Genomic DNA, 19268 nt, shown 5'->3' on the forward strand with positions numbered 1-19268 from the left:
ATTAATAACAGGCCCGTTTCATTGCCTGCCTGATGGAGCGCATGTGCTTATCGGCCTCACGCGATTTCGAAAGCAATTTCGCGGCACTCATATACCAACCGTTTTGCGCATGGATGCTGCCGCGCGACTGACGCTTTATAATTCTGTCAGTTGCGTCCTTCTTCGCGGCCTCGTAGGCGCGAATAAAATCGGATACCGGGAACAGTCTCATGATTCGTGGCCTTATTGATTCGGCGCGGCCTAGCATCGATTTAACTCGGCGTCAAGGTCGCGACTCGTGCTTGTAGATGATGCAACTTACCAACGCATGATGCAACAGATTGTTTCCTGTTTCGTAAATAGGCAATGATCTCTGTACGCTGAGTATGTCAACAACCCGCCTTCTCTGTGGATAACGCTCGCAGTTACAGCGCCGAACCGCTGTAAGCTTCTGCCAATCTCAACTCGATCTTGGCATCGGTTCAATTTACAGATCAGACCGGAGAAAAAGATGCAAATGGCCGACCCAATTTTGAACGCGATACAGAGCGCAATCATTGGCATTAGCCTTTCGGACCCGGCGACCGGTGCGATGCTGGGGCGGCTGAAGCTGCAGCCAAGCACGGACATCAGGACCGCGTTAAAGGTGGATGATGGCGTGCTCCGCTATAGCGCAGAGCATGTGAGAAGTCTGACCATGGCTGAATTGAACGAGGCTCTGGCGAACTCTGTTAGGCCATAAACTGACGGTCGGTGTCGCCTCGTCCAAAAAAACCGTTGACGCGCCCGACATTGTTCTCTATTCGTTCTTGCCATGATGAACGCGATCCTACACACCATACGAATATCCCGCTGATCCACCGCCTCGCGAGAGGCTGTCGTCCATTGCGTGTATATTCGAGTTGTGTAGATGAGTATCCAGTCGTTGCCGTCTGGCAAGACGTCCCGTACGTCGCAAGCCGTCCTCTCCCAGCCCAAATTTAGCCGTTGCGTGGGCCGCTTCATCGCCAGGGATCAATTGGCGCGTGATGTGGCGTGCTTGTTGGAATTCGAGGACGAAATTTCGAGCTGGAACTGCCGGTCTCTGCAGCTACGGCATGGGTTTGATACCTACTCTCCCGATTTCGTCGCCGAACGTCAGTCTGATGTCTTGGTGATCGATGCTGTTGGGCAGCGCCGCCCACCTCTGTGGGTTTCGGAAGCTGTCACCCGTGAAGGGTTCACGTACCGGACAATGTCGGGCGGAGACATTGATCCGATCCGTCTGAAGAATTGCAAAGACCTGCTTCAATGCTCGGGTGGTGAAGTCAGTTTGGGGGATCGGGTAAGATTGCTGTCCGTACTGGATGAGCAATCTTACCTAACCTTGGCCGAGAGCCTTACCGTTTTCCAAGAAACCAAGCCGATACGTGGCCTCGCCAATATGGTCGTCGGGCGTTTGATCGAGATCGATCTCGATACTGCGCTCATCGGACCCGAGACCGTTGTTCGCCGCTATCGCGGCTAAGCCAATCACACAACATTCCCTGTTCGAAAGTTCGCGCCTCAGGCCGCGAGGAGGATAACTGTGCCTATGACAAAGCATTCACTTAAGACGCCACAGGACGCCGCGTTGTACTGCACGCTTCGACGTGCCCTCAGGAAGGCTCCTGATTTCATCGGAGGCCACGACTGCGTGGTTCTGCTGAACGTTCCGTCAGACCGATCTGGCGAGGACTACGATGCATGCGCCGCTAGCCTCTTGCTTCGGCTGTCTGCGGATCGAGACGACATGGCATACGTGATGATCGCGGCGGACGATAGGCCAAGGACCATCATCAAGAGATTGGAAGGTGACTGCAGCCGCAAACGCCGCCTTCTCATTTTCAGGGAACAGGGCGCTGAAGTCCCAATCCAGGTCATGCTGGGCGTGGATGTCGAAGTCGACATTCCGTCGATCTCGACAATGGACTTTCGGATCGGCTGCCGGATCGCCTATCAGATCGACGTCACTCCCTGCGAAGCGGAAGCCGCGATGTCTTACCCGCTGCCGCATGTTTGGGCCGCGTTGCGGCGAGGTCGTCCCATCAAGAATGCGTTGACGCGGCTGGCAGAGGCAGCCGCGCTCGATGTCAGGCAGTCAAGGGACAAGAGGAAAAGCCATCCGCCTTTGCAGGATATGTTCGGCTACGGAGCAGCAAAGGAATGGGGCTTGGAGCTTGCTCAGGACCTGATCGATTGGCAGCGAGGTAAGATCGATTGGTCGGAAGTCGATACCGGGATCGTTCTGTCAGGACCGCCAGGCGTCGGGAAGACGCAGTTTGCCGCCGCGCTTGCCCGACAATGCGATGTACCGATCATTGCGACATCCTTGGCTAGATGGCAGGCAAGAGGACACCTTGGTGACCTGCTGAAGGCCATGAGAAGTGATTTTGACAAGGCGAAGGAAAGTACGCCCTGTATTCTGTTCTGCGACGAGTTGGACAGTTTTGGCGACCGCAATTCCTTCTCGGCGGATAACAAAGACTACAGCACGCAGGTGGTGAACGGCTTTCTCGAACATCTAGATGGGCTCGATGGGCGTGAAGGCGTGGTCGTGATCGGAGCAACCAATGCTCTGGATCGTATCGATCCTGCTATTTTGCGACCCGGGCGACTGAACAGACATGTTGCTATTCCCCTCCCAACTGCGACAGACAGGATCGCCATCCTTCAGCAACAACTCGGTCAAACACTGCCAAGGAAACAGCATCCGAGGCTGATGGCAGCCACCAATGGGTTTTCCGGAGCTGATCTCGCGAAGGTGGCCCGAGATGCCAAGCGTATTGCCCGACGGGCCAAACGTGATGTTGCGGTGGCTGACATTGTGAAATCTTTACCAGAAATGGTAGCGATCACAGGCGAATTGCGGCGCGCGCTTGCGGTGCATGAGGCAGGCCACACAGTTGCGGTCATCGCGCTTGATCATGGCAAGTTCTACGGTGCTATGATCATCGATCATACACGTAACGACAGTGAGACGGTGCCGGGTGGCGGGGCATACTTCGAGGTACCTAACGTCGGATACCGCACCGTCCAAACCTACAGGGATCGAATTGCGGTGTTGCTGGCGGGGATTGCCGCCGAGCAGGTTCTCCTTGGGGCAGTGAGTGACGGAGCTGGTGCAGGCCCGAACTCTGATCTCGCCCAGGCAACCCGTATCGCCACGGTTTTGCACAGCGGTATGGGCATGGGTAATCGCCTTCGTCACAGCCTGGCGAAGAGCGACCGCGACCTTGAGACTCTTCGACTTCACGACGCTGGTGTCGCGATCTGGGTGGACGATGTACTCCGGATCGAATTCGAGCGGGCAAAGCACATTATCCGCAGCCAGCTGAAACTCGTTGAGGCTATTGCCGACGAGCTGGAGGCGAAGGGCAAAGTTTCTGCTGATCAGGTCACAAAGATGGCGGCTAAACTCGATGCGCCCACACGCATAGCGACTTTGGCCTGAAGCTTCGCACTCCTTTACGGCCAATGATGCGTCGCATCCTGCGCCTCTTCCCCACATCCTTGAAGGTAACAGCCATGAAAGCATGGATCATCAGTGACATGCACGTCACGCACGCCGATATGACAGCAGAAATTGACGTCCCTCCAGCCGACATCTGCGTCTGCGCGGGCGACATTTCTGGCTTTTTTGCATTCGGCCTCGAATTCCTGAAGCGGAGGATCGCTCCGACAATGCCGGTCGTCGTGGTGCTTGGGAACCACGACTATTACGGGAACACCATCAATGGTGCCCTATCGGCAGCGCGCGAGGACACGGACAATTGCAGCATCCATCTACTGGAAAACGACACGCTCGAAATCGATCACGTCAGGATTATCGGCGCGACGCTCTGGACTGACTATCAGGTTCCGTGGGGCATCGACGATGAGTTGCAGCTTCCTGATCGTGCCGAGGCCGCCGTGTACTTCTGCCGAAGAAGCATGCTCGATTTTCGCGAAATCTACGGCTCGCCTCCGTTTCGTGAGGGAATGCCCCGGCTCATCACTAGCCGCGAGATTATCGCCAGGCATGCAGAGAGTAAGGCTTTCATCTCTGCGGAAATGGCAAAGTCTTGGACCGGCAAGACCGTCGTTCTAACGCACCATGCGCCGTCTCCACGATCACTGATCAAGCAGTATCAAGGTGACCCTACCAACGCTGCTTTTGCCAGCGATCTCACTGACGTCATCCGAAATGGGCAGCCGGATATCTGGATTCACGGCCACATCCATCAGTTCCACGATTACGTCGAAGGGCACACGCGGGTGATCTGCAACCCGCTCGGCTATCGGCACGAGCGCGGCAAAAACGGATATCGCCCCGGGTTCGTGATCGAGCTTTGAACCCGAACGCACGTGACAGTACCCAAGGGAGTAAATCGAAATGTCCAGCAAACTGGTTCTGAAGCCACTGTGGAGCAACGGCTCTTGCACATACGCGATCACCTTCAAGAAGATGTCGGCGGAAGACAAGCGTGAGGTCGAGCAACTCGCCGACAAGGCGGGCTACATTCGCAATGACGACATTTGGGGCCCGCCCAGGGAGGCAGGCAGGGTGTTGGAGTTTTTCCGCGCCATGGCCAACGCTGGTTTCGGCCTGGAGTTCGACGATCCGGCAGACGCTCCCTTCGACCTTCAACGGTTGCATCTCTCAACTGATACCCGAGGGGCCCTGGAATGGCTCAGGGATTTTGAACTGTACCACCTCTCAGGCTGGACGCCCGTGCAGGCAGAGGGAAGGTTAGACGGACATCACTTCTATTTTCGTGCGCGCGGAAGTTACTGGAGTTTCGAACTGGGCGGCAACGAACGGCAGACGCGATCACCGAGATGGTGGCACGAGGAGTCTTGGCCGTCTGTGACGGGTTTCGAAGCCGGTTACATGTCTGACGAAGAGGCCGTTTGTTGCATTCTGAAGGCCATCGATCTTTTCCGAAACGGGGACAATGGTCATTTTAAGCCGGAACATCCGGAATATGAGCGGACGGTCCTGCAAGGGTGGTCGACGGGAGCCATTAGCCTGCGGATCGTTACGATCCGACTTGGCATTTCTTCGAAAGAAGCCGTCACACGAATGCGGGCGTGGGGGATCGAACTGCCATACACCGCCGACCGGGAAGTTCAATATGTGGAGTCGCTACCCGTGCGGAGGCTCAGGTCGCGTATTGGCCGCTAAGCAGGAGAAACCGAAACATCTCGCGAGCGATGCTGGTGACGCAGCTAACGTACATGTGGAGAAAGTTCTAAGGTGAGCTATCTTATGGAGAAGCGCTAGCTCGCTCTGCTAGAGGATGAGACATGACTGACCGAGCATGCCACGTGTCGTCTTGGGGATTATAAATGCCCGGAAGGGGGTAGCAACTATTGATCAGCAGGAAGTCTTTGATATTGAAGGTTGCAATCGGCAATTGACTCACCAGAGCCGCTGCCGCGATATGGAGGTCTTGCCCGAAACGAATTCTTTTCGCCCCCGGATGAGATACCATGAGATTGCGGAGCCTGGGATCGGCAGCCAAATTTCCCCATACCTCGGCAACATCCTTTCCTGTCTCCAGGATGGGCATGCCAGTGGCGATAAGCCCTTGGTACCAGGTGGTCAGTCTAACGGCTTTGACGGGGTCACGAGAACAAAGCTGCATGATCCCCTGTTGAAACTCGACGATAGCAGCCGCTGGGATAACGAGGTTAGGCGCATCTTTTATGAACTGCAGGACGTGCGGATTTGGCTTTACCTTGCTGGTTTCGCTCAAGACGCATGTATCGAGTAAGTATCCGGTCGTCATGGAAATGCCCGCTCAATTCAAATGCGAGCAACGTCGGCAATAATGGTTAACAGGCGATTAACGGGCGTTATTCCCTCGGGGTTGCGTTTCGAGCCACCTCTTATGGGAGAGAGTTATGAGTGAAGAAGATAGAAATCCCAGAGAGCAAGACGGGATATCAACCGACATCGTCGCCATTCCGAAAGACGGAGAGCTAAGGCGTTTCTTTGAGCGGTTGCGAGCCACTGGGGCGCTTAAGGTCAACGATAGTGGCCATGAGTATGTGATTAAGATTGCAAGATCACAGATGACAAATGAGGCGAGGGATTTCCTGGCTCGTGGGGGGCCAATACCTGAATAATCCCCCCAAAGTACCGACGCCATCCATCGCGTGGCTTGTCAATGTGGCCATTTTCGAACTGAAATAAGCTCTGCCCTTCATATCCTTTGAAGTCAGAAACAATCACGCCCTCTTCGACGCAGCTTACCTCACGGACTGGAACTGCCCCCGGTACCCCTTCCACTGGATGACAAGATTCGACCCTTGTTGGAAAACTCCGGCCTTATAGAGCAAATGCCACAAGATGACCCACCCGCTATGATACCGCTAGTACTGCCCCGGTGTCGTACTGGCGCACGAAATCTACCCGCGTGCCGTTCCAGTGATAACAGTAGTGCCGCCCTTGAACAGGAATGGTTATGGCGTCCGGCCAGAAGATGCCGATACAACGTCGACCAGGCATTCGAACACTGTTCCACAAGAGGCCATCGCTTCCCGCTGCCCGAAGTCCACGTCCTTCCACCTGGGAAGCGGTGTAGTCGTCCGGGTGCAGGACGTCAGGCACCTTGTTCACGTCGTCTAGTGCCCGGTCTATACTGCCCACCAAGACGCGAAAGTCCGACGTCCACCCCGGGGGCTGGGGCGTTGAACTCATGAACTTCTGATGGTGATGTATTGTCTCGGCGACTGCGACTTCTTCACTGTCGCCTGCATAGTAGATACCATAGCTTCCGTCCGTGAAGCGTCCCGGCCGCCCGGTTGAGCAGTGGACAAATGGGGCCATCACATAGCTCGCGCCAGGGCCTGAAACTCGACGATGCGCGGGCACCTTCCCCAGATCGCCCACCTCAAAACGAATTCGCGGATTCGTTTTCGCCTCCACTGCGACAAGCGCCTCCCAGTCGCGGGGGTCGGCGATGTCCTCGAACAGATCGATGGGTGGATAAATCGAACGAATGATGCGATAGGTATTAGACCATTGGACGTGGGAACGGACAGCAAGTCCACTTACCACGCGCTTCGCTCCGCATCGAGCCATTCACGCATAACGGCAAGATCAGCAAGCTCGCCTCCAAGCATTATGTCTAGCGCCGACTTGCCACCAAAAGCCGCATTAGGCGCTTTGATCCAGTCATATCCTCTTGTCGCATCTTTAAACAGGTGCCGCACCCCCTTGTGGATACCCATCAAGTGAGCCATCCGCATTTTCAGGTCTCGATTGACACGTCCTGCGTTGCCTTCTTTCCACCGTGCCCAAGTGCGTGCTGATAAACCACCGAGCAAGGTGCAAGCCTGCGCGTCTGTCAGCTTCCAAGCGTTGAACAGGTTCACCGTTGTGCGAGCGAGCGCCTCTGCTTCGACATCGGTGATTTCAGGCGATGCGCTGTTGAACGGAGTCGAGGAAATAGGTTGGAGCTGCATGGCTTCCTCTCTTTCTGGCAGAAAGATACCACATTTTTGCCAATTGGCAATTGATATTCTCTCTCTGGACCGCGTCCCTCCGAAGAGCAATCGGTGGCCTTGCAATATAACCTTGAGGCTTCGGGGCCGTCAGCCTTCTACTCAGCAACTGCTTCGAATCGAATGGACGGCCGCATAGGTCGCGTGCCGTCCATTCGTTGAGGAATGGCTGTGGCATTTAATGCCGGAAAACTCTCACACGGGGCCGGTATGCGTAATGGTAATGCTGAAACGAACAGAAATCTCGGGATTCCAATCGTTCTTGAAGTCATGCTGTTTCAGCACCTTCACCAGTGATGGTGTCTGATCAGCGAAATGAACGCGAAGCGGCGAACCACGCCACGAAATGCGAAGAACGTCCCGTCCGTCTTGGTGATGGACCCTCGTTCTGTTGCCTTCTCCAAGGTCTCTATGTCGGTCGAAACATCAAGCCTATCGCGAAACTGGATCAACCTGACTGGGGCTCCCAAACGTTTGGGTTTGGAAGGTAAGGAGGATGGCCGAACTGAAAGTTGGCCATGATTTCGTTCGGGGCCAGCGATAACGGCACTTTTGGCCGTAGATGCCTGCCGTAGGGACAAACCTTTGGGGCGACACCACCAAAAAGGCCCTAGATATTCGTTGAAGCCACGCCAAACGGTGCTGCGGGTGGAAATTGAAGCCACGACCTCACCCAAACCAAGATGGTCGTAACCATAGTTTCCAGTTTGGCACCTCGGCTACAATGCCTGAATAACGAGTCACTAAGGGCAGGTACACGTAGCGTCGTAAGATCAGCCGGAACCTTGCTGCTTGTCTCTGTTGAACACCTGCTCTTCCGGACGTTGTCACTTGCAAAGGCTGACTAAATCCTTGGACAACCGAAAGGACGATCAATGGATTTCCTACCACACCCTGCTCGCGTCATGTTTATCTCGGCGGTGGCGCACGAACGCTCAGCCCAGGCAAACGCTACCGTTGAGAAAAGCATCCAATTGTCCGATCTCAAGCTGGCCCGCCAGCGCGCCGCTATAGCTCGCTGGGTGCAGACCGCTGAGATGTCGGGCGCAACCGACGAACAAATCGCAGACATGCGAGGTCGAATCAGGGTCTTTGAAATGATAGCGGAGCCCGTCTTGCACACCGACGAGTGCTCAATCTTCGACGTATCGGCTTTGATCCCGAAGCTACCCAAGAACGACATCTCGGTCTTCAGCCTGCGCAATCTGGCGCTCCCTGGCGATGAAACCATCTACATCCATTTCGGCCGCCAAAAAGCGCTCATCGTAGATCACGATCAGGACCTCTATTTCGAAGGCGCTTACGTCACACAAGTTGACGATGAGGTCGGCGAAGACGAAGTCAGCACATTCCAAATTGCGCTCGTATTCAGCGATCCAGAATTCGGAGCGCTCGCCTTCAACCGGCCAATCGCCCAAACGCTTAAGCGAAACTCGGACTTCGTTCGGTTCGAGATCAAGCACAACAACAGCGTTCAACAGGGCTTCGCAAGTATGGCGCAAAACGGATTGGCGGATGAATCTCAGGTTCTAACTGCACCATTGAAGGTTTATCGCGCTGCCTATGATCTCCTCGTCAGATCGATGATTTACCTCGGCCAAGTGGGACGCGACTTGGAACTGGGTTACTTCGACGGGGCTTCGGAAAGGCAGTTGCGGAAGGCGTTGAACGGCGATGAGAACGCCGAACAGTATCTGTTGGAAAACGGCTTTCCTGCCGTGCAGTTTGTCGGGCGAAACATCGGACCGGTTCCAGAGCTTTCGGAACCCGATTGGGGGGCTGAACCAGTTGGCTTTCGGATTTAGCGGATTAATCGCTAAAATCTCAAAAGGTGGGCGGTCGCTGGGAGAGTCAGCAAAATTTTGCTCAGGGCTAGCAGCTATTTTGCTGAGCGGTTTTGCCTCGTATTCCTTGTTGACGACGTCAAGATTGGTCTTTGAAAGTCGCAGTCATGGTTGTGTTGCCGGGCAGCATTTGACCAGCGGAAACGGCCTGTTCAATGTGCCCATAAAACAAGTAGTCTGATTCCCCTATCGATGTTGCGAGCAGGCATGGCCGATAAATCGGATTTTGAGCATCTAAACGATCTTCCGAAGCGAGATACAAACAACGAGATCGAGAGGCGAGCACAGCGGGTGTTCCGAAGCTTCGTCGATGATTCCGAATCGTTTTTTATTCAAACTCCAGACACCAAGGATTTCGGTACCGACTATCAGCTGGAGGCTTTAGAGAACGGTTCGGCAACCAACGTCAGAGTTCACGTTCAGCTGAAGGGTACGACGAAAAATGCAAACAGCGATGGATCGATAACAATTGGGGTCGAACGCAGTAATCTAAACTACCTCATGGTGCAGAGGTACTCGTTTTATGTCTGCTACCATCTTCCGTCAGACCGACTCCTCTTTGCGCCGGTTGATTCAGTCATTACCGGGTATAGCCACAGTGGTAAAAGCTGGACTGAGCAAGACACGATCAGTGTCCGGTTTTCAAAAGTCTTGGATCACGAGGCTCTCAATTCTATCGCAAGCCTGGCCAGATTGCAGTCCAATGCATCACGTGATTATCGGTTCAGCCTGACGGCCAGTCGCGCCGAGGACCTTGGAAAGATCGTTGGCTCTGGTCTGCCCGAAATTCATGTGCCGGAGGATCAAAGTCGAGCTGCCGCGCTTCTGGAAGGCCTTTACTATAACAACAAAGAAGAGATAATTTCCGCTGCAATTCATCGGTTCGAAGCGGTTCTGGGCTCGAACCATGATGCCATGCGCTTCTGCTGCATGGCCGAGATCAATCTTGGCATGTCGGGTCATGAAGACGCAAAGCGGATTTCTTGTGCAATCGATTTTTTCAATCGACTGATCGATACCGGCCGTTTCGAAAAGGGAGGACTGCATTTTACAATCGGCAATGGCCAAACGGCGCTTCGAGACGAGGAGGCGGCCATATCGTCTTACGTCAAAGCGCTTGGGCACTTAGACACTGTAGATGATCGGGAACTGGTGGCTCAATGTCTCAAGAATATGGGCAGCAGCTACTTTAAGCTCGGCGAACGAGATAAGGCCGCACGGCATTTTGAGGATGCACTGAAGCTTGCTCCGACACTTGCAGAGGCTCATCATGCGCTTGGTGTGCATTACGTGCAGCAAGGAATTTACGAAAAGGCGCTCGACCACTTCGATAATGTTGTTTTCGATGATGGTAGGATTTCCAAAAGTTCATCAACCCTAGGTTGGAGGATCAACTGCTACTTTAATCTTCGTCAGAACAAAGCGGCATTTCGAGAGATTAATTCCTTATTAGCGCACGCTGGCACACAAGATTGGATATGGCCGTGGACAGCACGGCAGGTTGCCAGTTTCGGCCTGACCTCAATCGAGAGCGCTCAACCAAGCCTTGATTTTTGGCACCGGTTTAGAAAGGTCCATCCGGACAACGATTTTGCTTACTCACAGCTCCTGCTTGCTCAGGTCTATCTCAAGATGAACGGCGTCGACATCGGAGTCGAATATAACCGTTTCCGCAGGGACTTCGAGCCTCTTATTGCCACAGCTGACGCAAGCCAAGCTCCTTTCCTTTGGGATCGTCTTGGTCACTTCGCACAAATAGATGGTCAATGGGATGAAGCCGCGAGGTGTTTTCATCACGCATACGACCTTGGAGGAGTGGAATACGGATATTGTTTAGGGACAGCCCTGAACTTCCTTAATCGCGGCGTAGAGGCAATCTCGATTTTGAAGGAGCAGGCCGAACGCGTGCAGCCGGACGCCATGAGCTGGTTTCAGCTTGCTGTAGCTTACGAACAGGCAGGTCAAGATGACGGGGCTATTTCCTCTTACCAAAAGGCCATTGCTCTTGACCCCGAGTACGATTTGGCCTGGTTCAATCTCGGAGGAGTATTTTGGAATGCTGGGGCGGCCAAAGCCGCGCGAAAAACTTGGCGAACGGCCGTCGAAAAATTTCCTGATCATGAACTGGCGATTAAGTTGCAGAGTGAACCGGGGTTCTTGAGAGACTGAACAGCAGCTCTCTCGATATTCTGAAACTCGTCAGCGAAATCACATGGAGAAAGTTGTTACGGGGCATCCGCCCCCTAAGACCGGCTCCAGGGAAATTCGTTAGGGGCCGCACCACAGAGACTTAAGACGATGGAATCGTAAATACTCAGGTGACTGGTGCCCCATGCCGGAATCGAACCAGCACTCCTTTCGGAACTCGATTTTGAGTCGAGCGCGTCTACCAGTTCCGCCAATGGGGCACAGAAGCGTCTTGTGTCGGTAGGACAGCGCCGGACTATACGAAGCAAGCCGAAGCGGTCAACCGCCTTTTTTCGCCTAAAGCCGTTCACGCGAATGTTTGCGAACGGGATGATGCGCCGCAGCGCAAGGCATTTACAGCCGCCTGCCGCTTGCTTACAACCGCTCGGCCAAAGCAGGGAAGAAAGAATGCTGCGACGACTGTACGACTGGACCATGTCGCTTGCCGCGCGCAAGTCGGCGGAAAAATGGCTGGCGATCATCGCCTTCATCGAAAGCTCGATCTTCCTCGTTCCGGCCGACGTGCTGTTCCTGCCGATGGCCCTCGCCAAGCCGGAAAAGGCCTATCGCTACGCGGTGATCGCCACGGTCGCCTCCGTGCTCGGCGGCATTGCCGGCTGGTTCCTCGGCTACTATGCCTTCGAGACGGTGGCCAAGCCGATCCTGGCCTTCTACGGCAAGCTCGAGGCCTTCGAGGCGCTGCGCACCGCCGTCGACTACCAGATGGTGGTCCTGCTGCTGATCACCTCGGGCCTGTCGCATCTGCCGCCGATCAAGGTGGTGACCATCCTGTCCGGCGTGGCCCATATCAACATCTGGCTGTTCATCGTCTCGGCCATCGTCGCCCGCGGCGCGCGCTTCCTGCTTCTCGCCTGGCTGCTGCAGCGCTACGGTGAGCCGATCCGCCACTTCATCGAAAACAGGCTCGGCCAGATCGCCGGTTTCGGCGCGGCTGCGCTGATCGTGCTATACGTCGCCTATCGCTATTTCCTGCACTGAGATCGGACCCGTCCATGAGTTTCCCCGCCTCCCTCGCAAAATCCGATACCGCAATCGCCGCAGTCCTCACCCTCGGCATGGCGGTCGTCGTCGGCTCGGCGCTCGGCTTCGAGCATATCGGCGGATACATTCCCTGCGCGCTCTGCCTGCTGGAGCGCAATCCCTACTATATCGGCATAGGCGTCGGTGCGCTGGCGCTCCTGTCGTCGGTCTTCAAGCTGCCGCCCGTAGTCACCCGCGGCCTGATCGGCGTCATCGCCGTGCTGATGATCGTCAGCATCGGTCTTGGCACCTATCACGCCGGCGTCGAATGGAAATTCTGGGAAGGCCCGACAAGCTGCACGATCGGCGCGACCGGCGGCGATGCCCCGGTCAACGTGCTCGAAGCGCTGAATTCCACCAAGGCGCCGTCCTGCACCGAGGCGACACTGCGCGTGCTCGGCCTGTCCTTTGCCGGCTGGAACGTGCTGACGAGTGCGGCGCTGGCCGCGATCGCGCTCTGGGCGACGTTCCGCAAGCGCGGCTGAGACGCGCTCAAGGCTGCAGTTCGGAATCCCAGTAGAGATAGTCGACCCAGCTCTCGTGCAGGTGGTTGGGCGGGAAAAGCCGGCCGTTGTTGTGCAGGTCCTGCACGGTCGGGCGGTAGGGCTTCTGGTGCGGGAACATCTGTGCCTGGCGCGGCAGCTTGCTGCCCTTGCGCAGGTTGCACGGCGAGCAGGCGGCCACCACGTTTTCCCAGGTGGTCTCGCCGCCATGGGCGCGCGGGATGACGTGATCGAAGGTCAGGTCCTCGTCGGAGCTGCAATACTGGCATTCGAACTTGTCGCGCAGGAAGACGTTGAACCGGGTAAACGCCGGATTGCGGGTCGGCTGGACGTAGGTCTTCAGGCTGACGACGCTCGGCAGCCGCATGGAAAAGCTCGGCGAGCAGACGGAATGGTCGTATTCGGCGATGATGTTCACACGGTCAAGGAAGACCGCCTTGATCGCGTCCTGCCAGGACCACAGCGACAAGGGATAATAACTCAGCGGCCTGTAGTCGGCATTCAGGACGAGCGCCGGCAAGGACTGGGGTGAGACTGCAATCGTCAAGGCATTCTCCTGATCGATTCGGCACCTGTCTGTTTATATTAGGTCCGTTGTGACAGCCTTGTGAAGCCCCCTCCCCGAGGGGGCGTCCTTCCGCCGCGCTATTCAGCCGCGGGAAGCGCCTCCCGGCCCGTCCGGGCGGCGTAGTGCGCCCAGAACAGCCGGGCGGCGACCGAGCGCCACGGCCGCCAGACCTCGGCGATCCGGACGACCTGGCGGATGTCGGGCCGCGCCTCGTGGCCGAAGACATCGCCGACCGCGGCCCGCAGGGCCACGTCGCCGGCCGGGAAGATGTCGGGGTGACCGCCGCAGAACATCAGGTAGACCTCGGAGGTCCACAGGCCGATGCCTTTCAGCGCCGTCAGCCTTGCGATCGCCTCGGCCGCCTCCAGTTCGGTGATCGCCGACAGGTCGAGCGCCCCCGTTGCGACGGCGCGGGCGGCAAGTTCCAGGGTGGAAGCCTTGGCGCGCGACAGGCCGAGACCGCCGACCGCTGCGGAATCGAGCGCGAGATAAGCCTCGGCGGACGGCGCCTCCCCCGTGGCAGCCAGGATCCTCGCCCAGATCGCCTCGGCGCTGGCCCGCGACACCATCTGCGAGACGATGATATGCGCGAGCCCGGCAAAGCCCGGTTCGGCCAGACGCAGCGGCAAGGGCGCGAGCCGGCGGGCCAGCGGCGCGAGGCGCGGATCGATCGCCACGAGTTCACAAAGGCCGAGCGATACATCCTGGGCCGTCTTGATGATCATTTCGCTCTTGCTCCGCCCTTTTCCGCGACCCGCATTTCGTGCCAGATGGAAGCATGATCCCGCCCACCCGTCAAAACCCGGTCCTGCGGTTCGCGCCGAGCCCCAACGGCCTCCTGCACCTCGGCCACGCCCTGTCGGCCCTGCTCAATGCCGATATGGCGGCCGCGCTTGGCGGGCGCCTTCTGCTGCGCATGGAAGACATAGACGTCACGCGCTGTACACCCGAATTCGAACACGCGATCTACGAGGATCTCGCCTGGCTCGGGCTCGACTGGGAGCGGCCGGTGCGGCGGCAGTCGGAGCATTTCGACGACTATCGCAGAGCACTGGAGACACTGATCGCCCGAGGACTTGCCTATCCCGCCTTCCTTACCCGCGGCGAGGTGAAGGCACGCGTCGCCGCAGCCGAAGCGGACGGACGCTCCTGGCCGCGCGATCCGGACGGGGCACCGCACTACCCGGCGGACGAGCGAGACCTTTCCGATGCCGAACGGCGGTGCAGGATCGACGCCGGTACCCGCCATGCCTGGCGGCTCGACATGCGCCGGGCGATGAAGGAATACGCGGAGGCGCTGTTTTGGATGGAAACGGGCGACGGCGAGACCGGCGAGATTGCCGCCGATCCGGCGGCCTGGGGCGACGTGGTGCTGTGGCGGTCGGACGCGCCGTCGAGCTATCACCTGTCGGTCACGGTGGACGATGCCGGCCAGGGCATCACCCATGTGGTGCGCGGCCTCGACCTCTTTCACGCCACCTCGGTGCACCGGCTGCTGCAACACCTGCTCGACCTGCCGGCGTCGGTCTATCACCACCACCGGCTGATCCTGGGGCCGGACGGCCGCAAGCTCTCTAAGAGCGAGGGCGACACCGGGCTGGCGGTGCTGCGCGGGCAAGGGCTGACCTCAGCCGACATCCGCCGGCTGGTCGGGCTTTGACGGGGGCAGATCGACCACCAGCGCCTTCCGGCCGAAGACCTCGAACTTCAGCAGCGCGGCATTGAACTCCGCGCCGATGATGAAGATCGCGCCCACCATGTAGAGGAAGACCAGCACGACCATGATCGAGGCGAGACCGGCATAGGTCGCCGCATAGTTGGCGAAGCTCGCGAGATAATAGGCGAAGATCAGCGCACCGATGAGCCAGAGCACCAGGGTCAGCAGCACGCCGGGAATGACGTCGCGAATGCGCCGGCTGCCGGCCGGCAGGCCGAGATGGAAGACCACGAGACCAAAGACGAGCACGGCGAGCGTGCCGTAGATGCGCCAGTTGGCGACAGTGGCGAGGAAATCCTCGAGCAGCGGAAACCATTTTTCGGCAAAGGCCAGGGCCACCGGGACGGCGACGAGGAGCGCGCTGATCGCGGCAAGGGCGATGACGGCGCCGATGACGAAGCCAAGACTGACGAGACGGGTGATGTACCATGGGCGCGTTTCGGGCACACGGTAGGCGCGGTTGAGCGATGCCCGCAGCGCCTCGACGCCGTTCGAGGCGAAATAGGCGGCAGCCAGCACCGAGACCGTCAGCAGACCGCCGCGCGGGATGGTGAGGACCTCGACGACCTGTTCCGACAGCGGCTTGGCGATCGCCTCCGGCCAGGTGTCGAAGATCAGATGCACGGCCGTCTCGGCAAAGCTGTCGGCGCCGAGAAAGCTCGCCAGCGCCGTGCCGAAGATCAGAAAGGGAAAGACGGCGAGCAGGGCGGACAAGGCCACGTGGCTGGCCATGGCCCAGCCGTCATCCTCGGTGAAATGATTGAGCGCGTCGAAGCAGACCTTGTAGAGCATGCGCAGGAATTGCGGCATCCCATCTCCCTGGTGCGGCGGGCCGCCGAAATGGTCTGGCCGATTGTCACCCGCGAACGAATATGGGAAACCGGATCGGTTTGTACAGGGAACATTCGATGACCGACCCCCGCACCATCATCGTCACCGGCTGTTCTTCGGGCATCGGCGCCCATTGCGCAAGGGCGCTGGCCGCCGATGGCTGGCGCGTTTTCGCAACCGTGCGCAAATCCGAGGACCTGGCCCCGCTCGAAGCCGACGGCATCGAGGCGCTGCTGATGGATTATACCGACGCGGCGAGCATCGCCGCGCTGGTCGATGAGGTCGCGACACGCACCGGCGGGCGGATCGATGCCCTGTTCAACAACGGCGCCTACGGCCAGCCCGGCGCGATCGAGGATCTGTCGACCGATGTGCTGCGCCGCCAGTTCGAGGCCAATTTCTTCGGTTGGCACGAGCTGACGCGGCGCGTGATCCCGCTGATGCGTGCCCGGGGCCAGGGCCGCATCGTCCAGTGCTCGTCGATCCTCGGGCTCTTGCCCTATCGCTATCGCGGCGCCTACACCGCCTCGAAATACGCGCTCGAAGGCCTGACCGTCACGCTGAGAATGGAGCTGCAGGGCTCGGGCATCCATGTCAGCCTGATCGAGCCCGGTCCGATCGAAAGCCGGTTCACCGCCAATGCGCTGAAGATGATCGAGGAGAATGTCGACCTCGAAAACTCCGCCCACGCCAAGGAATACAAGCGCCAGCTGGCGCGTCTCGGCGGCACCGGCCCGATCAACCGCTACAAGCTCGGCCCCGAGGCGGTTTACAAAGTGCTGAAACACGCCTTGACCGCCACCCGGCCACGCCCACATTATCCCGTGACCGTTCCGGCGCGGCGCGGCGTCCTGCTGAAGCGCCTGCTGCCGGCCGACCTCTTCTACCGGCTGATGCGGAAGCTGGACTGAACGCCGATTTTGAAAGCAAGCAGAGACAGATGTCCACCTTCACCACCGTCCTTAGCCTGATCGTCATGGGTCTTGTCGTCCTGGTTCTCATCCGGGGCCTTTACAACATGCTGAAGGGCGGCAGCGGCAACACGTCCAACAAGCTGATGCAGATGCGTATCGTGCTGCAGGCCGTGGCAATCGCGCTGATCATGCTGACGCTGTGGCTGACCGGCGGCGGCCGATAGGAAAGGGACAAACCGATGGTCAGGCTCAACAAGATCTACACCCGCACCGGCGACGACGGCACCACCGCGCTCGTCACCGGGCCGCGCCGGCTGAAACACGACCTGCGCGTCGATGCCTATGGCACCATCGACGAGGCCAATTCGTCGATCGGCGTCGCAAGGCTGCATACGGCCGGCATGCCGGAGCTCGACGCCATGCTCATGCGCATCCAGAACGACCTGTTCGATCTCGGCGCGGATCTCGCCGCTCCTGAAACCGGCGAGAAACTCACCTACGAGCCACTTCGGGTGATCGAGGCGCAGGTGACGCGCATCGAATCCGAAATCGACCAGCTGAACGCCGATCTTGATCCGCTGAAATCCTTCATCTTGCCGGGTGGCTCGCCGGCCGCAGCCCATCTGCATATGGCCCGCACCGTGGCGCGCCGCGCCGAGCGCATCATGGTCGAGCTGTCGCGCTTCGAAGGCGAGACGATCGACGAGCCGGCGCTGAAATACATCAACCGCCTCTCCGATTTCCTGTTCGTCGCCGCCCGCTTCGCCAATGACGGCGGCAAGGCGGACATTCTCTGGGTGCCGGGCAAGAACCGTTGAACGGCCGATAGGTCAAAGGGGCGCCAAGTGTTCATTCCGCTACACGACCGCAACGCCCTCAAGCACATCCGGCGGCAATACGTCACCTTCGGCCTGATCCTCGCCAATGTCCTCACCTTCGCCTTCACGGTGCTTCTGACGCCGGAGACGATTGCACAGGCCAGCGTCTTCGGCCTCGGCTTCATTCCGGCCGTGGTGTTCGACAATGCCGTGCTCGACCCGTCGTTGGTGATCGTGCCGCCTGATGCGACGTTTCTCACCTACTCCTTCCTGCATGTGGACCTAATGCATCTCGGCTCCAACATGCTCTTCCTCTGGGTGTTCGGCGACAACGTCGAGGATGCGCTCGGACACCTGCGCTTCCTGGTCTTCTACCTCGCCTGCGCGGCGGCCGGGGCGCTGTTCCACGGCCTCGTCGCGCCGCTGTCGGAAGCGCCGCTGATCGGCGCCTCGGGCGCGGTGTCGGGCGTGGTCTCTGCCTATCTGATGCTGCATCCGAAGGTGCGCATCTGGGTGCTGGTGCTGTTTCGCTTTCCCCTGCCGCTGCCGGCCTTCGTGCCCCTGCTCTTCTGGATCGGCCAGCAGTTCGTCATGCTGCTCGCCGACGGCGAGAGCACGGTCTCGTGGGGAGCCCATGTCGGCGGCATCCTGGCTGGCGCCGTATTAGTGCTCTTCATGCGACGGCGCGGCGTGCCGCTATTCGACCGTACGATCGTCACGCCGGCCGCGGTCCAACATCGCCTGCAACCCGCCCCCCGCGTCGTGCTGCCGGCACCGGCAGACGTCAAACGGCCGGTGCACTGGGGACGCTGACGGAATTTTCCCGGCGGAAATGTTGACGCGCACGTAAACGTCAATTATTCATTCGGCAAAATCAGAACGCCCTTCGCAGGAGCGTTGTGTTTGGGCGAAAAATGCGTATCGATGTCGCCATTCGACAATCGGCGGACCGCAACTAAGCGCATTTTCCGGCGGGAGCAGTGAAGGAAGGAACCCATGAAGATACTCGTGACCGTTAAGCGGGTTGTGGACTACAACGTCAAGATCCGCGTGAAGCCGGACGGCTCCGGCGTCGAGCTGGCCAACGTCAAGATGTCGATGAACCCGTTCGACGAAATCGCCGTCGAAGAGGCGCTTCGCCTCAAGGAAGCCGGCAAGGCATCGGAAGTCGTGGTCGTCTCGATCGGCCCGGCCAAGGCCGAAGAAACGCTCCGCACCGCACTCGCCATGGGCGCCGACCGTGCCGTTTTGGTCGAGACCGATGACGCCGTCGAGCCGCTCGCCGTCGCCAAGCTGCTGAAGGGCGTCATCGACGCCGAACAGCCCGGTCTGGTGATCACCGGCAAGCAGGCGA

23 protein-coding genes and 1 tRNA gene are annotated in these 19268 nt (G+C 58.4%); 16 read left to right on the top strand and 8 right to left on the bottom strand.

What is annotated here, in order from left to right:
- Position 1: 1 nt before the first annotated feature.
- Positions 2-211, bottom strand: coding sequence for a hypothetical protein (locus L867_RS0118715; RefSeq protein WP_028738291.1), 210 nt, complete (start codon positions 209-211; stop codon positions 2-4).
- Positions 212-490: 279 nt separating this feature from the next.
- Here L867_RS0118715 and L867_RS0118720 point away from each other — a divergent pair, with 279 nt between their 5' ends.
- The 5 genes from L867_RS0118720 to L867_RS25740 all read left to right on the top strand — a co-directional run bounded on the left by L867_RS0118720 (position 491) and on the right by L867_RS25740 (position 5164).
- A complete protein-coding gene (locus L867_RS0118720; protein ID WP_028738292.1) occupies positions 491-721 on the top strand; it encodes a hypothetical protein in 231 nt (76 codons plus the stop codon).
- Positions 722-889: 168 nt separating this feature from the next.
- Positions 890-1486, top strand: a complete 597-nt coding sequence (locus L867_RS0118725) for a hypothetical protein (RefSeq protein WP_028738293.1) — start codon at positions 890-892, stop codon at positions 1484-1486.
- A 264-nt stretch (positions 1487-1750) separates the two neighbouring features.
- Positions 1751-3451, top strand: a complete 1701-nt coding sequence (locus L867_RS25735) for an AAA family ATPase (RefSeq protein WP_169734098.1) — start codon at positions 1751-1753, stop codon at positions 3449-3451.
- 74 nt (positions 3452-3525) lie between these two features.
- The gene (locus tag L867_RS0118735; RefSeq protein WP_028738294.1) at positions 3526-4332 is read left to right on the top strand and encodes a metallophosphoesterase; all 807 of its coding nucleotides are present in this window, start codon (positions 3526-3528) and stop codon (positions 4330-4332) included.
- Positions 4333-4372: 40 nt separating this feature from the next.
- A complete protein-coding gene (locus L867_RS25740) occupies positions 4373-5164 on the top strand; it encodes a hypothetical protein (RefSeq protein WP_037173863.1) in 792 nt (263 codons plus the stop codon).
- Positions 5165-5246: 82 nt separating this feature from the next.
- Here L867_RS25740 and L867_RS27085 read toward each other — a convergent pair whose 3' ends face one another.
- Positions 5247-5738: a PIN domain-containing protein gene (locus L867_RS27085; protein WP_146086561.1), complete on the bottom strand. Its 492-nt coding sequence runs from the start codon at positions 5736-5738 to the stop codon at positions 5247-5249.
- A gap of 148 nt (positions 5739-5886) precedes the next feature.
- Here L867_RS27085 and L867_RS27515 point away from each other — a divergent pair, with 148 nt between their 5' ends.
- Positions 5887-6111 carry a hypothetical protein gene (locus tag L867_RS27515; protein WP_156951576.1) on the top strand — a complete coding sequence of 75 codons (225 nt, stop codon included), beginning with the start codon at positions 5887-5889 and terminating at the stop codon, positions 6109-6111.
- A 235-nt stretch (positions 6112-6346) separates the two neighbouring features.
- Here L867_RS27515 and L867_RS27090 read toward each other — a convergent pair whose 3' ends face one another.
- Together L867_RS27090 and L867_RS0118750 are read right to left on the bottom strand one after the other, a co-directional pair.
- Positions 6347-7045: an RES family NAD+ phosphorylase gene (locus L867_RS27090; RefSeq protein ID WP_084638634.1), complete on the bottom strand. Its 699-nt coding sequence runs from the start codon at positions 7043-7045 to the stop codon at positions 6347-6349.
- A complete protein-coding gene (locus tag L867_RS0118750; RefSeq protein ID WP_028738296.1) occupies positions 7039-7452 on the bottom strand; it encodes an MbcA/ParS/Xre antitoxin family protein in 414 nt (137 codons plus the stop codon). Before L867_RS0118750 ends, L867_RS27090 begins: the two co-directional genes overlap by 7 nt.
- A 914-nt stretch (positions 7453-8366) precedes the next feature.
- Here L867_RS0118750 and L867_RS0118760 point away from each other — a divergent pair.
- Positions 8367-9296, top strand: a complete 930-nt coding sequence (locus tag L867_RS0118760) for a hypothetical protein (RefSeq protein WP_028738297.1) — start codon at positions 8367-8369, stop codon at positions 9294-9296.
- A gap of 246 nt (positions 9297-9542) precedes the next feature.
- Positions 9543-11504 (top strand): tetratricopeptide repeat protein, encoded by a 1962-nt coding sequence (locus L867_RS0118765; protein ID WP_028738298.1) that lies wholly within the window; start codon positions 9543-9545, stop codon positions 11502-11504.
- Between the two features lie 154 nt (positions 11505-11658).
- Here the strand turns inward: L867_RS0118765 and L867_RS0118770 are convergent.
- Positions 11659-11743: transfer RNA gene (locus tag L867_RS0118770), tRNA-Leu, on the bottom strand.
- A gap of 187 nt (positions 11744-11930) precedes the next feature.
- On the opposite strand from L867_RS0118770, the gene L867_RS0118775 reads away from it, so the two are divergent.
- Together L867_RS0118775 and L867_RS0118780 are read left to right on the top strand one after the other, a co-directional pair.
- On the top strand, positions 11931-12521 hold the full coding sequence (locus tag L867_RS0118775; protein ID WP_028738299.1) for a YqaA family protein: 591 nt from the start codon (positions 11931-11933) through the stop codon (positions 12519-12521).
- 14 nt (positions 12522-12535) lie between these two features.
- The gene (locus L867_RS0118780) at positions 12536-13048 is read left to right on the top strand and encodes a disulfide bond formation protein B (protein WP_028738300.1); all 513 of its coding nucleotides are present in this window, start codon (positions 12536-12538) and stop codon (positions 13046-13048) included.
- A gap of 7 nt (positions 13049-13055) precedes the next feature.
- Here the strand turns inward: L867_RS0118780 and L867_RS0118785 are convergent, their stop codons facing one another.
- Positions 13056-13613 carry an HNH endonuclease gene (locus L867_RS0118785; protein ID WP_028738301.1) on the bottom strand — a complete coding sequence of 186 codons (558 nt, stop codon included), beginning with the start codon at positions 13611-13613 and terminating at the stop codon, positions 13056-13058.
- A 98-nt stretch (positions 13614-13711) separates the two neighbouring features.
- Positions 13712-14359 carry a DNA-3-methyladenine glycosylase family protein gene (locus tag L867_RS0118790; RefSeq protein WP_028738302.1) on the bottom strand — a complete coding sequence of 216 codons (648 nt, stop codon included), beginning with the start codon at positions 14357-14359 and terminating at the stop codon, positions 13712-13714.
- A 53-nt stretch (positions 14360-14412) separates the two neighbouring features.
- On the opposite strand from L867_RS0118790, the gene gluQRS reads away from it, so the two are divergent.
- Positions 14413-15294, top strand: coding sequence for a tRNA glutamyl-Q(34) synthetase GluQRS (gluQRS, locus tag L867_RS0118795; protein WP_028738303.1), 882 nt, complete (start codon positions 14413-14415; stop codon positions 15292-15294).
- On the opposite strand, the gene L867_RS0118800 is transcribed toward gluQRS, so the two are convergent.
- Positions 15262-16161 (bottom strand): YihY/virulence factor BrkB family protein, encoded by a 900-nt coding sequence (locus tag L867_RS0118800; RefSeq protein WP_028738304.1) that lies wholly within the window; start codon positions 16159-16161, stop codon positions 15262-15264. The genes gluQRS and L867_RS0118800 overlap by 33 nt on opposite strands.
- Before the next feature lie 98 nt (positions 16162-16259).
- Here L867_RS0118800 and L867_RS0118805 point away from each other — a divergent pair, with 98 nt between their 5' ends.
- The 5 genes from L867_RS0118805 to L867_RS0118825 form a co-directional block, all read left to right on the top strand.
- The gene (locus L867_RS0118805; RefSeq protein ID WP_028738305.1) at positions 16260-17093 is read left to right on the top strand and encodes an SDR family oxidoreductase; all 834 of its coding nucleotides are present in this window, start codon (positions 16260-16262) and stop codon (positions 17091-17093) included.
- A gap of 29 nt (positions 17094-17122) precedes the next feature.
- Positions 17123-17320: a twin transmembrane helix small protein gene (locus L867_RS0118810; protein WP_028738306.1), complete on the top strand. Its 198-nt coding sequence runs from the start codon at positions 17123-17125 to the stop codon at positions 17318-17320.
- A 15-nt stretch (positions 17321-17335) separates the two neighbouring features.
- Positions 17336-17914 carry a cob(I)yrinic acid a,c-diamide adenosyltransferase gene (locus L867_RS0118815; protein WP_028738307.1) on the top strand — a complete coding sequence of 193 codons (579 nt, stop codon included), beginning with the start codon at positions 17336-17338 and terminating at the stop codon, positions 17912-17914.
- 27 nt (positions 17915-17941) lie between these two features.
- A complete protein-coding gene (locus L867_RS0118820; protein ID WP_028738308.1) occupies positions 17942-18727 on the top strand; it encodes a rhomboid family intramembrane serine protease in 786 nt (261 codons plus the stop codon).
- Positions 18728-18910: 183 nt separating this feature from the next.
- Positions 18911-19268 (top strand): electron transfer flavoprotein subunit beta/FixA family protein (locus L867_RS0118825; protein ID WP_028738309.1); only part of this gene is annotated, 358 nt, incomplete at its 3' end.

The organism is Paenirhizobium selenitireducens ATCC BAA-1503, assembly GCF_000518785.1.
In the GTDB taxonomy this organism is placed as follows: domain Bacteria; phylum Pseudomonadota; class Alphaproteobacteria; order Rhizobiales; family Rhizobiaceae; genus Allorhizobium; species Allorhizobium selenitireducens.

What these genes read in the sequence shown, in the direction of transcription:
- L867_RS0118790 (WP_028738302.1), bottom strand. Translation starts at nt 14,359, where the DNA reads ATGATCATCAAGACGGCCCAGGATGTATCGCTCGGCCTTTGTGAACTC.
- gluQRS (WP_028738303.1), top strand. Translation starts at nt 14,413, where the DNA reads ATGATCCCGCCCACCCGTCAAAACCCGGTCCTGCGGTTCGCGCCGAGC.
- L867_RS0118775 (WP_028738299.1), top strand. Translation starts at nt 11,931, where the DNA reads ATGCTGCGACGACTGTACGACTGGACCATGTCGCTTGCCGCGCGCAAG.
- L867_RS0118715 (WP_028738291.1), bottom strand. Translation starts at nt 211, where the DNA reads ATGAGACTGTTCCCGGTATCCGATTTTATTCGCGCCTACGAGGCCGCG.
- L867_RS0118780 (WP_028738300.1), top strand. Translation starts at nt 12,536, where the DNA reads ATGAGTTTCCCCGCCTCCCTCGCAAAATCCGATACCGCAATCGCCGCA.
- L867_RS27515 (WP_156951576.1), top strand. Translation starts at nt 5,887, where the DNA reads ATGAGTGAAGAAGATAGAAATCCCAGAGAGCAAGACGGGATATCAACC.
- L867_RS0118810 (WP_028738306.1), top strand. Translation starts at nt 17,123, where the DNA reads ATGTCCACCTTCACCACCGTCCTTAGCCTGATCGTCATGGGTCTTGTC.
- L867_RS0118815 (WP_028738307.1), top strand. Translation starts at nt 17,336, where the DNA reads ATGGTCAGGCTCAACAAGATCTACACCCGCACCGGCGACGACGGCACC.
- L867_RS0118800 (WP_028738304.1), bottom strand. Translation starts at nt 16,161, where the DNA reads ATGCCGCAATTCCTGCGCATGCTCTACAAGGTCTGCTTCGACGCGCTC.
- L867_RS0118750 (WP_028738296.1), bottom strand. Translation starts at nt 7,452, where the DNA reads ATGCAGCTCCAACCTATTTCCTCGACTCCGTTCAACAGCGCATCGCCT.
- L867_RS0118735 (WP_028738294.1), top strand. Translation starts at nt 3,526, where the DNA reads ATGAAAGCATGGATCATCAGTGACATGCACGTCACGCACGCCGATATG.
- L867_RS0118725 (WP_028738293.1), top strand. Translation starts at nt 890, where the DNA reads ATGAGTATCCAGTCGTTGCCGTCTGGCAAGACGTCCCGTACGTCGCAA.
- L867_RS0118760 (WP_028738297.1), top strand. Translation starts at nt 8,367, where the DNA reads ATGGATTTCCTACCACACCCTGCTCGCGTCATGTTTATCTCGGCGGTG.
- L867_RS0118805 (WP_028738305.1), top strand. Translation starts at nt 16,260, where the DNA reads ATGACCGACCCCCGCACCATCATCGTCACCGGCTGTTCTTCGGGCATC.
- L867_RS0118765 (WP_028738298.1), top strand. Translation starts at nt 9,543, where the DNA reads ATGGCCGATAAATCGGATTTTGAGCATCTAAACGATCTTCCGAAGCGA.
- L867_RS25740 (WP_037173863.1), top strand. Translation starts at nt 4,373, where the DNA reads ATGTCCAGCAAACTGGTTCTGAAGCCACTGTGGAGCAACGGCTCTTGC.
- L867_RS0118720 (WP_028738292.1), top strand. Translation starts at nt 491, where the DNA reads ATGCAAATGGCCGACCCAATTTTGAACGCGATACAGAGCGCAATCATT.
- L867_RS25735 (WP_169734098.1), top strand. Translation starts at nt 1,751, where the DNA reads ATGGCATACGTGATGATCGCGGCGGACGATAGGCCAAGGACCATCATC.